At 47.1% G+C, this 15473-nt stretch carries 11 protein-coding genes; 3 read left to right on the plus strand and 8 right to left on the minus strand.

Going from position 1 to position 15473, the window contains the following annotated elements:
- Positions 1 to 15 precede the first annotated feature (15 nt).
- Positions 16 to 1962: a ComEC/Rec2 family competence protein gene (locus tag IS446_RS09330; protein WP_203060093.1), complete on the plus strand. Its 1947-nt coding sequence runs from the start codon at positions 16 to 18 to the stop codon at positions 1960 to 1962.
- Positions 1963 to 2015: 53 nt separating this feature from the next.
- Here IS446_RS09330 and IS446_RS09335 read toward each other — a convergent pair whose 3' ends face one another.
- From IS446_RS09335 to IS446_RS09345, 3 genes are all read right to left on the minus strand, one after another.
- The gene (locus IS446_RS09335) at positions 2016 to 3557 is read right to left on the minus strand and encodes a peptide MFS transporter (protein WP_203060224.1); all 1542 of its coding nucleotides are present in this window, start codon (positions 3555 to 3557) and stop codon (positions 2016 to 2018) included.
- 57 nt (positions 3558 to 3614) lie between these two features.
- A complete protein-coding gene (locus tag IS446_RS09340) occupies positions 3615 to 4988 on the minus strand; it encodes a peptide MFS transporter (RefSeq protein ID WP_203060095.1) in 1374 nt (457 codons plus the stop codon).
- Positions 4989 to 5061: 73 nt separating this feature from the next.
- Positions 5062 to 7236, minus strand: coding sequence for a S9 family peptidase (locus IS446_RS09345; RefSeq protein ID WP_203060097.1), 2175 nt, complete (start codon positions 7234 to 7236; stop codon positions 5062 to 5064).
- 171 nt (positions 7237 to 7407) lie between these two features.
- Between IS446_RS09345 and IS446_RS09350 the strand changes: the two genes are divergently transcribed.
- Both IS446_RS09350 and IS446_RS09355 read left to right on the plus strand, forming a co-directional pair.
- Positions 7408 to 8733, plus strand: a complete 1326-nt coding sequence (locus IS446_RS09350) for a hydroxymethylglutaryl-CoA reductase, degradative (protein WP_203060099.1) — start codon at positions 7408 to 7410, stop codon at positions 8731 to 8733.
- The gene (locus IS446_RS09355) at positions 8733 to 9689 is read left to right on the plus strand and encodes a GYDIA family GHMP kinase (RefSeq protein WP_203060101.1); all 957 of its coding nucleotides are present in this window, start codon (positions 8733 to 8735) and stop codon (positions 9687 to 9689) included. Before IS446_RS09350 ends, IS446_RS09355 begins: the two co-directional genes overlap by 1 nt.
- A 68-nt stretch (positions 9690 to 9757) precedes the next feature.
- On the opposite strand, the gene IS446_RS09360 is transcribed toward IS446_RS09355, so the two are convergent.
- The 5 genes from IS446_RS09360 to IS446_RS09380 all read right to left on the minus strand — a co-directional run bounded on the left by IS446_RS09360 (position 9758) and on the right by IS446_RS09380 (position 15471).
- Positions 9758 to 11863 carry a peptidylprolyl isomerase gene (locus tag IS446_RS09360; protein ID WP_203060103.1) on the minus strand — a complete coding sequence of 702 codons (2106 nt, stop codon included), beginning with the start codon at positions 11861 to 11863 and terminating at the stop codon, positions 9758 to 9760.
- A gap of 89 nt (positions 11864 to 11952) precedes the next feature.
- A complete protein-coding gene (locus tag IS446_RS09365; protein ID WP_203060104.1) occupies positions 11953 to 13227 on the minus strand; it encodes a hemolysin family protein in 1275 nt (424 codons plus the stop codon).
- A 2-nt stretch (positions 13228 to 13229) separates the two neighbouring features.
- A complete protein-coding gene (locus IS446_RS09370; RefSeq protein WP_203060106.1) occupies positions 13230 to 13418 on the minus strand; it encodes a hypothetical protein in 189 nt (62 codons plus the stop codon).
- Positions 13419 to 13541: 123 nt separating this feature from the next.
- Positions 13542 to 14099, minus strand: coding sequence for an LPS export ABC transporter periplasmic protein LptC (gene lptC / locus IS446_RS09375; RefSeq protein ID WP_235996456.1), 558 nt, complete (start codon positions 14097 to 14099; stop codon positions 13542 to 13544).
- Between the two features lie 4 nt (positions 14100 to 14103).
- Positions 14104 to 15471 carry a tetratricopeptide repeat protein gene (locus IS446_RS09380; RefSeq protein WP_203060110.1) on the minus strand — a complete coding sequence of 456 codons (1368 nt, stop codon included), beginning with the start codon at positions 15469 to 15471 and terminating at the stop codon, positions 14104 to 14106.
- Positions 15472 to 15473 lie beyond the last annotated feature (2 nt).

Below are 15473 nucleotides of genomic sequence, written 5' to 3' on the forward strand. Positions count from 1 at the left end.
TCAGTAACTTTGACCATGAAGTTACTGAACGTAGCCATCTTCAAGCTTCTTATTTATCTCATCATCGGTATTTTACTGGGGTATCATTTCCCGGAAGAACTATCGGAAGATACCGTGCATTACATCCTTATCACACTGGGATGCTTCCTTGGGTTATCGATCATTTACAATTCCCGAAAACTTTTTGAGCTCTTCTGTTTCCTGCTTTTTGTCGGAGTGGGGTACACGAGCGCCCAACACCCGGCCTCTGACACCCACAGGGTATTGCAGCATACTTCGAATTCCCACTACCTCCTCGAATTCAAGGTAACCGCCTCCATGAATAAGAGTCGATCCCACTACCGGTATAGGGGTATGGCCAGGCTACCGGGAGCACCACAGTTTTCAGAACAGATCATTGTTCGCACAGACACCCTTCAACCCAATACACTTGCATTACTCCCCGGGGCAACCTATCGCGCTGTTGTGACTACTACCCGCATCAATGGCCCTGCCCAACCCGGTGCTTTTGACTATAAAGCCTACCTGCGAACACGTAATATTTGTGCTGTGGTCGACATCGCACCTAAAACGCTCACCCGGATAAGCCCCCCAAAAGGACTCCTTTATGCGAGTTACAAGAGAACGACACATATACAAGACTCACTTAAAAACTCCGGACTGGACGCATTTACCTCCGGACTGCTACAGGCACTTGTTCTGGGCAACAGGGATAACCTCGATATGGATTTCTACGAAGATCTTAGAATTGCCGGCGGAGCGCATTTGGTTGCCCTCTCCGGACTCCATATTGGGATCTTCACCTCTATACTAGGATTCTTGCTTTGGCCCCTTCGACGATTACCCAAGGGGTCATGGATCCACTTTACCGCCATAGTCATCCTGCTATTCACTTATGTTAGCCTTACGGGCGCCTCCTCCTCTGTGGTTAGGGCAGCCGTCATGTTTTGTTTTTTAGTTTACAGCGTGCTCATCCAACGGCGGGCAAGCTCCCTGAACACCCTTATCCTCTCGGCCTTCATTCTTTTGCTTTTTGATGCGTGGCACCTGTTCGAAGCCGGTTTCCAGTTAAGCTACGCTGCCGTAACGGGGATACTGCTCATTTACAGGCCGGCCTTACGATTCTGGCGTCCACGAAACGCCATTATACGTTGGGCATGGAGCCTTTGTACAGTGAGTATCGGAGCCCAGATATTCACCGCCCCCCTGGTGATCTATTATTTCGGACAACTCCCCGGTGCCTTTCTCCTCACCAACCTCCTCATCACACCCCTCATCACCCTTGCACTCGCACTGGGCTACCTGATCGTAACCCTGGTTATGATCACCGAACTGCCGCAATGGATGGCCTTTACTATCGGTCAGGGTGGTCAATTTCTAAGGACGATCACAGAGAACATCTCCCTCCCCGACCTGCTCATTCGCGACCTTCCGGAGTTGCATATCACAGAAATGCTACTGCTCTATGCCTTGATCTTCTCTGCAACCCTTTGCCTGTATCGTCCAACGCATTTAAGAACGACCTTAGCCCTGATCGCCATCCTGCAGCTGGGCTATGTTCTACTTCCTGATAAAAACCCGGGAAGCCACATTTATATATGTCATGACTATGGTAATACGGTACTGTTAAAGATCAACGGAAAGGAAAAAGATCAACTAAATTCAGGATCGCGCCCCCCACTCCCCCATATTCTTCAACTGGGAAACAAGCACCTCCTGATACTGGACCGCATCCCGGTGCACAAACTACCACCGCTCCCTGAACATACCGCAGTACTGTTGATCAATTCAGCCCCGATCAACCTCGACCGACTCATTGACACGTTACAGCCAGCGGTGGTCATAGCCGATGGCAGTAATTATCCAAATGTGGTCGCACGGTGGAGGGCCACCTGTGAACAAAAAAATATCCCCTTTCACCATACCGGCGAAAAGGGATACTATGTATTAAACGAACAGTAGCGCGACTAGCGTACTTCGTGTATCAATTTTTTCATTAATGTTGGGTAACGTGATTAGCGCACTCCGTGCATCAATTTTTTCATCATCGGCGTAAGTCCCATAACGATCAATCCGGCCGTTACAGGAACGATGGTAAAGATCAGGAAGAAGGTGGTCATGTCATAGGCTGCGGTGATCTTATCGATCATACCACCCATTTCTCCCGCTGCCTTGTTTCCAAGACCAACGGCAATATACCACAATCCGAACATGAGTCCGATCTTCGCTGCAGGCACGAGTTTACTCACATAAGAAAGCCCTACAGGCGAAAGCGAAAGCTCTCCGAGGGTATGCAACAGGTAAGCCAGGATCAACCAGATAATGCTCACAGAAGCCGTCTGAGCCCCCTGTGGAATATTTGTAGATCCATAGGCCAGCACTCCGAATCCTAGTCCGAGAAGCACGAGTCCGATCCCGAACTTAACCGAAGCCGGCGGATTGAATTTACTCTCCCAGATCTTTGACACCAACGGTGCAAAGGCAATGATGTAGAACGAGTTCAGGATAGAGAACCATGAAGCCGGGATCTCTGCCACATCATTAGAGAACTCCACATACAATTTCCAGATAACGATACCCCAGATAATAGCAAAACTCGTTCCGAGGAAAATGTTTGATAAGGCGTACTTTTTAAAAGTGATCTGGAACAATTTGAACAACACGTAGGTAATGATCGCCAAAGGCACTACGGTCAAAAGCGTATTTGCAATACGAAAGGCGAGAGCCGAATTTCCTTCCAGTACACGGTCGGTATAATCGGCGGCGAAGATGGTCATAGAACCACCGGCCTGCTCAAATGCAGCCCAGAAGAATACGGTAAAGAATGCGAGGATACCCACAACGATATAACGGTCGCGTTGCACCTTGGCAGGAACCACTTCTTCTTTTACTTCTTCAGTCACCTCCTCTTTAATATCAGTTTCTTGCAGGGCTTTGGTCTTGGCCGGCGATAACCCCAGGTTTCCAAAGATCCCCTGAGCGAACCAGAATTGCAGCATCCCGAAGAACATAAAGATCCCCGCTAGTCCGAATCCGTAATGCCATCCAACAGTTTCACCGATATACCCGCAAAGGAGGATCCCAAGGAAGGCCCCGGCATTCACCCCCATATAGAAAATGGTAAAGGCACCGTCTTTCTTATCCTGGGCATTCTTATAGATCCCACTGATGATCGAGGTAATATTCGGCTTGAACAATCCGTTACCGGCAACAAGTAATCCGATACCCGCATAGAGTCCGAAAGGCGTATCCAGCGCCATAGCGGCGTGTCCCAGGGTCATAATGAAGGCACCAAGGGCCACCGCCTTGCGGTAACCAAAGAACCTGTCGGCCAGGAATCCACCAATAATGGGTGAAAAATACACGAGCATGGTATAGGTACCGTACAAGCTCAAAGCATCTTCCCGCGACCATTCCCAACCGCCTTCAAGAATAGAACGCGTAAGGAAAAGCACGAGGATGGCGCGCATTCCGTAGTACGAAAAACGCTCCCACATTTCTGTAAAGAAAAGTACAAACAGTCCCGAGGGGTGCCCCATCAGGAGTTTACGGTTCATGTCAGAACCTTCGAATCTGTAGTTAGTAGTTGTATTCAAAATATGATTAGGTTTAGTTTATGCTATTTCCGCTTCCTCAGCACTCATCACACGCTCGTCATCCTCAACCCCATGGGTAAGTTTTTCGAGTCTCTTTCTGAATAGCATCAGGAACAATCCGAAGGCGATACAAAATACCGCGATACCGGTAAATACGGTGAACTCTCCCAGATCTGAAGCCGATTCTCCTAAAAGTCCGGCGACCTTATTTCCGAATCCGGTCATGGCAAAATATACCCCCATCATCAGGGAAGCGTATTTTACCGGAGCGAGCTTGGTAATGTAAGACAGTGCCACCGGTGACAGACAAAGTTCTCCTACCGTATGGAACAGGTAAGCCAGTACCAACCAGTACATAGCAGAAGATCCAACGGCCTCGTATTGTGCAGAGGCAGCCGACATAAAGAAGAATCCGGTTCCCATGATCACGAGCCCGATCATCATCTTAAAGAGTGATGAAGAAACCTTCCCTTTTAATTTTCTGTTTGCCCAATACCCTGCCACAGAAGTACCCAGGAAGATAATGAACATCGCATTGAGCGACTGGAACCAGGAAGCGGGCACTTCCCATCCCATAAGCATTCTGTTGGTATTCTCTTTAGCGTAGATATTCATGAGTCCGCCGGCTTGCTCAAAGGCTCCCCAGAACACGATCACCAAAAGGAAAGAGATGAGCATCACTACGATCCTGTCTTTCTCCACCTTGGTAAGGGGTGCTTTTGCAGCCGCCTTTTCAGCTTCATTCTCTGAAGTCCCGAGATAGTTCCCTACATGTTTCAGGTACTTAAGACCGAACAAGTACTGGAGTAGTCCCAGGGCCATCCCGATCCCTGCGAGTCCGAATCCGTAGTGCCATCCGTAAACCTCTCCCACATAACCAACGATCAAACTGGAAAGGAAAGCACCAACGTTAATCCCGATATAAAAAATGGTAAATCCTTTATCTCTTCGAATATCACCTTGCTTGTAGAGTCCTCCTACCATGGTAGAGATATTAGGCTTAAGCATACCTACCCCTGCAATAATGAGTCCGAGACCGGTATAAAAAGCCCACATTTCTTCGATAGCAAGGATACTGTGCCCTGCAACAAGCAGGATACCTCCAACAAGCACAGAGCGCTTGGCCCCTAAGAACTTATCGGCGATCCACCCTCCGGGAATAGACGACACATAAACCAGCATGGTATACCACCCGTAAAGCGACAGGGCTTCGGCATTGGTCCATCCCAATCCGGCATTGCTACTTTGGGTTTCAGCTACCAGGTAAAGTACCAGGATGGCACGCATTCCGTAGTACGAAAAGCGCTCCCACATTTCTGTAAAGAACAAGATAAAGAGCCCCACCGGGTGCCCGAATAATTCCTTTTGAGTTTTTTGTGCTATCGCAGACATTCGTTTTGTTTTTAGTTAGGATATTAGGTTGCTAAGGAGTGTGATCACCCCCTTGCCTAAGTTTTAGTTTCTTTTATTTATCTCCGAGGTGCTCATCGATAAAACGGGTCATTTTGGTGTAGAGCTGTAGCCTCGTATTACCACCGTAGATCCCGTGATTCTTATCGGGATAGATCGCCCAGTCGAACTGTTTATTGGCCTGTACCAGGGCTTCCACCATTCTCATGGTGTTCTGCACGTGTACATTATCATCGGCAGTACCGTGCACAAGAAGGAAATCCCCCTCTAACTGATCTACAAAGTTGATCGGCGAATTATCGTCGTAACCCGAAGCATTCTCCTGCGGCGTACGCATATAGCGCTCGGTATAAACAGTATCGTAGAATCTCCAGCTGGTAACAGGAGCAACAGCAATGGCCATACTGAATACATCATTCCCTTTGAACAGGGCGTTAGAACTCATAAAGCCACCATAGCTCCACCCCCAGATACCCATGCGTTCTGCATCTATGTATGGGAGCGCTCCGAGTTTTCTCGCAGCTTCGATCTGATCTTCCACCTCGTATTTCCCGAGCTCCCGGTAGGTCACTTTCTTAAAGTCAGCACCTTTGAATCCGGTACCACGCCCATCAACACAGGCAACGACATAGCCTTTTTGGGCCAGCATATGGTACCAATAGTCATTAGCACTGTTCCAGCGGTTGGCCACCGATTGGGATCCCGGACCGGAGTACTGATACATGAGCAGCGGATATTGCTTAGAAGGGTCGAAATCGGCCGGCTTGATCATCCACATGTTCAATTCGTTTCCATTCACCTCGAGGGTCGAAAACTCCTTTTCAGACATATCGTAATTAGCCAGGGCTTTCTTGAGCTGGTCGTTATTTACGATCTCCTTGATCACCTCCCCATTCTTAGCGTCGTTAAGCGTGTAGCGGTAAGGGGTATCCGCACTGGAGAAGGTATTGATGTAATAGGTGAAATCGGCACTGAAGGTCGCATTATGGGTTCCCTCTTCTGCAGAAAGTCGCTTTTTACCTTTACCGTTGAGCTTCACACTGTAGATATCGCGGTTCACAGAACCGTTCTCTACAGACTGATAATAGATGCGTTTTGATTTCGGATCGTAGCCGTAATACGCAGTGACTTCCCAGGGTCCCTGAGTTACCTGCTTTTTAAGTTTACCGTTCTTATCATAATGATAAATGTGGTTATAACCATCTGCCTCACTGGTCCAGATAAAACTATTGTCTTCGAGGAAGGTCAGGTTATCGGTAATATCGACATAAGCCTTATCGGTTTCATGAAGCACAAGGTCAAGCTTACCGGCATCACTGTTGTACAAATACAGTTTCAGGTCGTTCTGATGCCTGTTGAGCACTTGTACGCTTAGCACATCGGCATCCGGTGTCCATTGAATGCGCGGAATGTAATAGGCATCACCAAGATCGATCTGCTTTGTAGCTCCTGAAGACAGGGCATACACATGAAGGCTTACTTCCGAATTCTTTTCTCCGGCCTTAGGGTATTTGAATACCGATTGCCCCGGATACAGGCTTTGCCCGAAAACATCCATAGAGAACTCGGGCACTTCGGTTTCATCAAAGCGAATGAACGCTATCTCCGAACCATCGGCACTCCATTCAAAGGCGCGCACAAAGGCAAATTCTTCTTCGTATACCCAATCGGTGATCCCGTTGATAATGGCATTCTTTTCACCATCGTTGGTTACCTGGGTAGTCTCACCACCGGTGAGATCTTTAACGTAGATGTTGTTCTCATAAACATAGGCTACCTTATCGCCGGCTGGAGAAAATGCAGGCTCCTGGATCAGGTGCTCTGAAACCAGGGTAAGACTTTTATCGGCAGTATCGTAAACAAAATATTTTCCCAGGGTCGAGTGGCGGTAGATAGGCTGCACATCGGTAGCAAGGAGTAATTTAGACTCGTCACCGCTAAAAGTATAGGAAGTAAAATAATCAATAGCATCAAGATCGGCAGACGACACCACGGTAGCCACCTTTTCGAGGGTAGCGTAATCGTACTTATCGACATTACTGCTACGGGTGCTGCGGTCGAAATTAAGTACTGTATACTGCTTTCCGTTATCCATGGAGTGGAGGGCATCCATTCCCTCGGTGCGGAAAGCACCTCCCCATATTTCTTCTAGTGAAAATTTTTGATCCTGAGCAAAGACAAGGGTCGACAGCCCTAAAAATACGAATAAGGTTAAGCTCAATTTTTTCATTAAACAGATTTTAAATGAAGCGGCCCAAGTTTACAAAAATATGACCAAAATTTAATGGAATTTCTGTTAAACCTTGGGCTCAAAAACCTCTAAAATACACAAATATTGCAGGATGACAACCGACCCGGGTTAATTATTATCTTTGCTTAAAATATCAGATCACCAACGAACATGAGTAAACCCGTAAAAGGATTTTCAAAACTCACCAAGGAGGAAAAGATCTCCTGGTTATCCGAACACTATTTCAACGATAAAGAAAAAGGAATTGACGTTCTCAAGAAGTACTGGAACAAGGACGAGCGCCTGCAGCAGTTACACGATGAATTCATCGAGAACACCATCTCCAACTATTACCTGCCTTTAGGTATTGCCCCCAACTTCCTGATCAACGACAAACTCTACACCATCCCAATGGCCATCGAAGAAAGCTCTGTGGTGGCTGCCGCCAGCCGGGCTGCGAAATTCTGGATGGATCGCGGCGGATTTAAGACCGAGGTGATCGCTACCGAAAAGATCGGACAGGTACATTTTCGCTATGAGGGTGATCCTGAAAAACTACAACAGTTCTTCACCAAGATAAAACCGGCACTTTTTGCTTCTCTGGAAGACCTCACAGCTAATATGCGTAAACGAGGGGGCGGGATCACCGGGATCTCCCTGGTCGATAAGACCGACGCACTTGACTATTACTACCAACTGCACTGCACCTTTGAAACGCTTGATGCCATGGGTGCCAACTTCATAAACTCCTGCCTGGAGCGCTTGGCCGATGTCCTGCAGAAGGAAGCCGACAACCACCGTGATTTTAACGACACCGAGAGAGATATCGAGGTGGTCATGAGCATACTCTCCAATTACGTTCCCAACTGTCGCGTTCGCGCCGAGGTAAGATGCCCGATAAGCAGTCTGAACGAAGATCCGGAACTCACTCCTGCCAGCTTTGCTAAAAAGTTCGTGCAGGCCGTTAAGATCGCCCAGGTGGAACCCTATCGCGCCGTAACCCACAACAAGGGGATCATGAACGGTATCGACGCCGTAGTTCTCGCCACAGGAAACGACTTCAGGGCTGTAGAAGCAGGCATTCACGCCTACGCAGCCCGCGACGGACAATACCGCAGTCTGAGCCACGCTGAGATCGATGGTGACGACTTCGTGTTTAGCCTGGAGATCCCCCTGGCACTGGGTACCGTTGGCGGACTCACCAACCTGCACCCCCTGGTAAAACTGTCTTTGGAGATACTCGATTTCCCAAAGGCCACCGAACTCATGCAGATCGTAGCAGTAGCGGGACTCGCCCAGAACTTCGCTGCAGTACGTTCCCTCGTTACCACCGGAATACAGAAAGGACATATGAAAATGCACCTGCTCAATATTCTCAATCAGCTGGAAGCTACCCCCGAAGAAAAGGAACACTTCACCTCCCTTTTCCAGGACAAGGTGGTTACCCACAGAGACGTGACCCAGGCAGTTGAAGACTACAGAAAAAACAAGGCCTGATGCAAAACAATGCCACCCGGTACTACAGCCACGGCAAACTTTTACTATCCGGAGAATACCTTATTCTGGATGGCGCAACCGGCCTGGCCCTGCCCACGAAGGCCGGACAGCACCTGGAAGCAATCCCTAATTCCGACCGGGTATTCCGCTTTACAAGCACGAACGAAAAAGGCGATACATGGTTCAGAGCCTCTATTTCCCCTCAAAGGATCCTGGAAGGGGTTGAGAGCGGCCAAAACAAGTATTCGGAGGCCATCGAAGACACCACAGATACCGGTGTAGCCAAAACCCTTGTAAAAATGCTTATGGCCATTTGCGAAGTACAACCGGGTCTTTTTGATAAAGCTCCAGGCCTGGACCTTAACTCCCACCTCGAATTCCCGAGAGACTGGGGATTGGGTTCCAGCTCTACCTTTATCAACAACCTGGCGCAATGGAGCCAAACAGACCCGTACGCCATTCTCAAAAAGAGCCTTGGAGGCAGCGGGTACGATATTGCCTGCGCAGCCTCAGAAACACCTCTTACCTATCGCCTGAACAAGGGAGTACCGGTGATCACAGAGGCCATCTTCGACAAGCCATTCAAGGACCAATTGTACTTTATTCACCTGAATAAAAAGCAAAACAGCAGGCAGGGTATCGCCAGCTACCGCGCCTTGGCACAACGCCCGGAAAAAGCGATCGCAGAGGCAAGCGAGATCACCAAGGCTATGCTCAGCTCTGAAGACCTCGCAGCCTTCGGAGAGCTTCTCGACAGGCACGAGACCCTTATCGGAAAACTACTGGATATCAAAACGGTTAAAGAAGAGCACTTCCCCGACTTTGAAGGACACCTCAAAAGCCTTGGCGCCTGGGGTGGCGACTTTATCATGGCCGCAACAGAAAAAGACCCTTCGTCCTACTTTAAAGACAGGGGTTATCATACCATTGTTCCTTACCGCGACATGATACTTTAACCCAAAGATCAAGACATAAAAAAAGGCCTCCGTTTGGAGGCCTTTTTTAGTATCGTATCATATACTTCTTAGTACATGGTAGGTCTTTCATCAACGATTTCCGCCTGATCTTTCAATGCATTGTAAACAGCAGAGAACACACGGTTTCGGTTAAGCGTTTTCTGTGTATTGGCGTAAGTCGTGTAGTTATCAAGAGAAGGAGCAATAGCCTTCTTAACCACTTCGATCTTGAATACTCCGTTGTCTCCCTGGATAAGGTCAGACACCTGTCCTTCGCTCATACCTAAAGCGGTTCCAACTACCATTGGCTCACGACCGGCTCCGATAATGGTAGGGTTCTTCATGTTCAATCCGCTGGCATTCTTAACAGCCACTCCGTATTGCGAAGCGATATCGGCCATAGCCTTTCCTGCGTTAGCCTCCATGATCATAGCCGCTTTTTTCTCTTTGATGATAAACGGAAGCACTCTGGCTTTTACATCTTGCGCCTTGGCAAGACCTGCTTTGCGCTTCGCAGTAAGTTGTGCCACAACATATCCGTTAGGTGTATCGAAACGTTTGATATCACCAAGATCAGTATCGGAATTAAATGCCCACTGAACCATAGCGCGTTGATTTCCTACACCGGGAATGTTCTCGTCCATAGCCTCCAGTCTGTTCACAGGACGAACAACATATTCTGAGGTCTTAGCCACTTCAGCGAAGTCACCTTCACCTGCAGCCATTTCAAACTTGGTCGTTTCAGTGAACACATCGGCGATGGTTTTCTCTGAAGCCTCGATCTTTCTGGCGATGGTAGCCAATTGAACCGCATCGTACTTATCATCTACTTTGATCACGTGGTATCCGAAGTCGGTTTCTACAACTCCTACAGATCCGATAGCGTTATCAAAGATATAGTCGTTAAATGGCTGAACCATTTGACCGGGAGTAATATTATCGTAAGTACCTCCTCTGGTAGCAGAACCCGGATCTTCAGAATGCTCTAAAGCAAGAGCAGCGAATTTCGAAGGATCGTTCTTCACCTGGGCAAGAAGCTCATCGGCCTTAGCCTTAGCCGCTTCTTTGGTACGCGCTTCCTTAGCTTGAGCCTGAGCCCCGTCATAAGCGATAAGGATGTGGCTTGCTTTAACAGCTCCGCCGGCCTTCTTATCCATCATACGAGTGATCTTGAAGTATCCGGCATCCTCGTAAGGTCCGTATACAGCTCCCTCTTCAAGGTTGAAAAGTTCTTCGGCCGCAACGGCAGGAAGATCTTTCTTTGCAACATAAGTACTGTCGAAATTCACATCAGAGTATTCGTTAACGAATGCTGCAACATCTGCAACCTCACCGAATCCGTCAAGCACTTCTTTGGCACCAATAGCCTCATTGTAAACTTCTCTTGAAGAAAGAAGACCTGTAAGCTCTGCTTTAATAGCAGCGATATCTTCTTCTGAAGCCTGCTCAGAAAAATATACATAACGAAGACTTCTTGAGGCCTCCTGAGTAAATTCTTCTTTACGCCCATTGATATAGTCGGTGATCTCTCCTTCAGTAACAGAGATCAGACTGTCTGCGATGGCAGTGTAAGGTACGCTAACATACTTTACGTCTACCTTATCGTTCTCGATATGATAGTTAAGCTCTCCTTCTTTAAGCGTGCTTCCCACACCGGCCTTCACCAGGTTGAAATAGCTCGCTTCTTCAGCAGAACGAATAAGCGCATCTTCCTGAGCTTGCCACTGCTGGTAAGCTCCCGGGTTATTCGTTTTTAACTGATAGATAAAATCAACGAATTTCTGCTCGTCAAATACTCCGGCTTCGTTCTGAAAGTTCGGATCGTTAACAAAGGCAGGGTTCGACTTGATCACTTCGAGGATCTGGTCTTTCTCGATGGTAATACCCAACTCATCAAATTCCTGTGTAAGGATCATGTTACGTACCTCCTGGTTCCAAACCTGGTTTACCACCTGTACCGTAGTTGCTCCACCCCCAAAGCGACGGGAAGCATTCTCTACCTTAAGTGCGAAATCAGTTCTTGAAATCGGTTCTCCGTTAACTTCTCCTACTACAGACTTTCCAGCTCCTGTATCATTGGTAAAAACTCCGGAAATAACAAATGCAAACAGCGCGAGCCCAATTACCAAAATCAGGAAAAGGGAACGGCTTCTTATTTTCTCTAGAATAGCCATCTATCAATCAAATTTATCAAATTAGTGGAGGCGAAAATACCATTTTTTTACAATAAACAAAACCCGTAAATCCAATATTTACACCCTTTTTACAAGTCTTCCAGGACTTTGAGATGAAGGATCTCGATCTTGGTATTCGACACTTCGAGAATGGTGAACTCATAGGTTTCGATACGAAGCACTTCGCCTTTTTCAGGAATGTCTCCTAAGTGACTCACAATGAGACCCCCAAGGGTTTCGTAGTTCTCACTTTCGGGAAGATCAAGGCGGTATTCTTCGTTAACATGGTCTACCTCAAGGCGGGCAGAAAAGCGGAATTCATTTTCTGAAAGCTGTTCTTCTTCCAACTCCACACTATCATGCTCGTCTTCGATCTCTCCGAACAACTCTTCGACGATATCTTCAACCGTAATGATCCCGGAAGTCCCCCCGTACTCATCAAGGACAACAGCAATACTCTTGCGTTTTTTGGTCAGGGATTCCAGCACATCGTTAATGAGCATGGTCTCCGGAACATACTCTACAGGAAGCATAACGCTTTTAACCGTTTTTGGCTTTTTGAACATCTCGAACGAATGCACATAGCCAATGATATCATCAATGGTATCTTTATAAATAAGCACCTTAGAATAACCGGTTTCACTAAAGAGGCGGGAAAGGGCCCGCGGACTCTCATGCAATTCTACAGCAGTGATCTCGGTTCGGGGAACCATAACCTCCCTGGCCTTTACCGCGGCAAATTCAAGGGCATTCTGAAAGATCTGGATCTCTGTATCCAATTCTTCCTCTTCATCGGCGGCCTCCATTTGCTCGGAGATATAATCACCTAGCTCTACTTTCGAAAACGCCAGCTGTACCTTATCTCCGGTCGTATTGAGGAGGTATTTAAGGATCATATCAGAGATCCACATCACAAAGGAGGAGATGAGCGAAAATAGCTTGTAAAAAAAATAGGCTGGCACAGCGAAAACCTTCACCATGTTATTGGCATAGATCTGAAAGAAGACTTTAGGAAGAAACTCTGCAGTGAGAAGAATAACCAGGGTAGACACCACGGTTTGCACCAGGATCACCCTGAAAGGAAGGATCACGGCATCTACATATTCCGGGTACCAGATATCAACGATGAGATCTCCCATGAAGATCCCATACACCACCAGAGCGATATTATTACCCACCAACATGGTAGCAATAAATTTGGACGGCTTTTCCGTTAATCGGGTAAGCACCCCCGCAAGAATCCCATCCTGCTTCTTTTCGATCTCGATATGGATCTTATTCGCCGATACATAGGCGATCTCCATGCCCGAAAAAAAAGCAGACAGTAAGAGGGATACCAGAATGATGATAATACTCAGGGTCATACTTATTTCTTGTTCCGCTCCTCGAGTTTTTTACGAAATTTTCTTCGGAAGAAGAACATAAACACAGACACTACTGCAAACAGAATAAACAGGTAAGCACGGTTGCGGTCTACATTCCATTGCGCAAATACTTCGTAAGCAGAAACTACAGCGATCACCAGGTAGGCGATCTCAAAGATCTTATATCTCATTATATTATATTCAAGATTACCCTTCAAAAATAAGGAAAAGATAATAGCGTCCTACCCGGAACCCCTATTAATAAAAAAAGCCTCTCTAAGAGGCTTGAATTTCAACTGATTTTATGTAGCAGATCATTCCTTTAACACCGCACTTCCTTTTCTTCCGCGAAAACGAAGCTGTGTAAAGTCTTTATTGAATCCGATACCCACCCCACTCATATCGTAATCTTCACTCAGGAACTCAAATTCCTTTTCGGTAAAGATCCAGTTATTCACCTGATCGAAATAGAGCTGCGGAGCTTTCAAATGCTTACCATCGGAGGTGATCACATTCACATCTCCCTGCAGATCGATAAGCTTGGTTTGAGGATAGATCACCCCATAATGTGCGGTAACAGTACTGGTATCGCCCCGATCGCCGAAGAAATCGACCCTAAGTCCGTCGGGAAACTCCTGGTACGGAAAATCCTGGTTGGTAAAGTCCTTATACACCTTACCCTGAACAATAGCTTTCAGCACCAGTGAATCGGTGTAGCGCAATTCAAAATTGGTAGCTTCACCCACGGGGATCTGCTGATATTCTGACATGCGACGCACCTCTTCGAGGTTGTCCCCGCCACATGAAAAAAACATTGTCACAGCGCAGGCTGTGACAATGTTCAAAAAGATGTATTTCGAGAATACTTTCATGCTGTTATAAGCTCGGAACCTTCACACTTCCGCCTACCCAACAATTGAATTTAATAGACTGTCCTTGCATTCCTGAGTTAAAGATCTCAGATCTGCTGGGCGCTCTACCTTCATAGGCTGCAGCAGCCTTGGAAGCACTGCTACCCATAGAAGGGTCTACCTGCCCGGCCTTTCTGGCCATAGCTGCAGCTCTCCAGTATACTGCCTTCTTCTCAAAGGTATTCGTTCCACATTCGTTAGCACTATCGGCGTAAAGCGAAGCGATAAGCATATACGCTCTACCCTCTGAAGGATTCACAGAAAGACTTTGCTTAGCATATTTATAAGCAGTGGTTTTCTGTCCGCGCTTCTTAGCTTTAGATGCGATGCTTAGCAGCTTGGTGGCTTTTTTGTATTTATCGGTTTCCAGCTCTACAGATTGGTTAAAGAAATCCAATGCTTTAGACCTATCTCCTTGCTCTTCATAAAGCGATCCAAGGAAGTACTTAGACTGAGCAGAAGGCTCAAGGGCATCAAGGGCTTCTACGAGCTTCACGAACATCGGGTCTCCGGTACATCCTTTATCGTCCATACGACCGGCAGCACTTCTTAACCACTTCGCATCGTTCTTATGTGAATCAAAGTTTTTCTGGTAAAGTGGGATCAGGTTCTCACAGTCTGCCAGTCCACCCAGCTTGCTGTCGATACTAGAACTGATCTTCTCATAAGACTCTCCGTTGATACGAGCATTCTTAAGTCTGGTCTTTTCTTTAGACGTAAGGGTTCCGGCAGAATCCTTTTCCACATACTTCATGATGATCTCCGCCAGGTCACGATTCTCCTCAGAGATCTTCCCGGTAACAGCATCATAGGTATCGAATACTTCCTGAAGGTCTTTCTTCCCGGCCTTATGCAGGTCTACCAGGGTAGAGAAATACAGGTAAAGCGCCTTAGGATTCTTAAAGTGCTCTGCATCCTCTTTAAAAGCCTCGTCAAGAAGACTAAATAATTCTTCATCGTTAGCCATATCGTTATCGAACTTCAGCAGTGCGATATCGATCATACTTCCCGCTTTGGTATATCGCTTAGGGAAATACTCAGGACCTTTTTTGTACACCTCCATCAGGGTATTGATGTAGGCCGGCTTATTCGCCTCATCGTTCTTGATACGATCCTTTAAAATTTTCTCTCCATATGCGTAGGTGGCAAAATGAAGTTCCGGACAGGTCTCAAAGACCATCTTCCAAGGCTCGAATGCAGCCTCGTAGTTCTTAACTTTTGCGTGCTCGGCGAAAATAGACAGGTTTTGCATACACTCAGGGTTTTGCGCCTGACCATAAGCAAAGGACACTGCCGCTAAAAGGCCTAACATCATTGAAAGTCTCTTTCTCATCT

Origin of the sequence: Robertkochia sediminum (assembly GCF_016786255.1) — a bacterium.
Classification (GTDB): domain Bacteria; phylum Bacteroidota; class Bacteroidia; order Flavobacteriales; family Flavobacteriaceae; genus Robertkochia; species Robertkochia sediminum.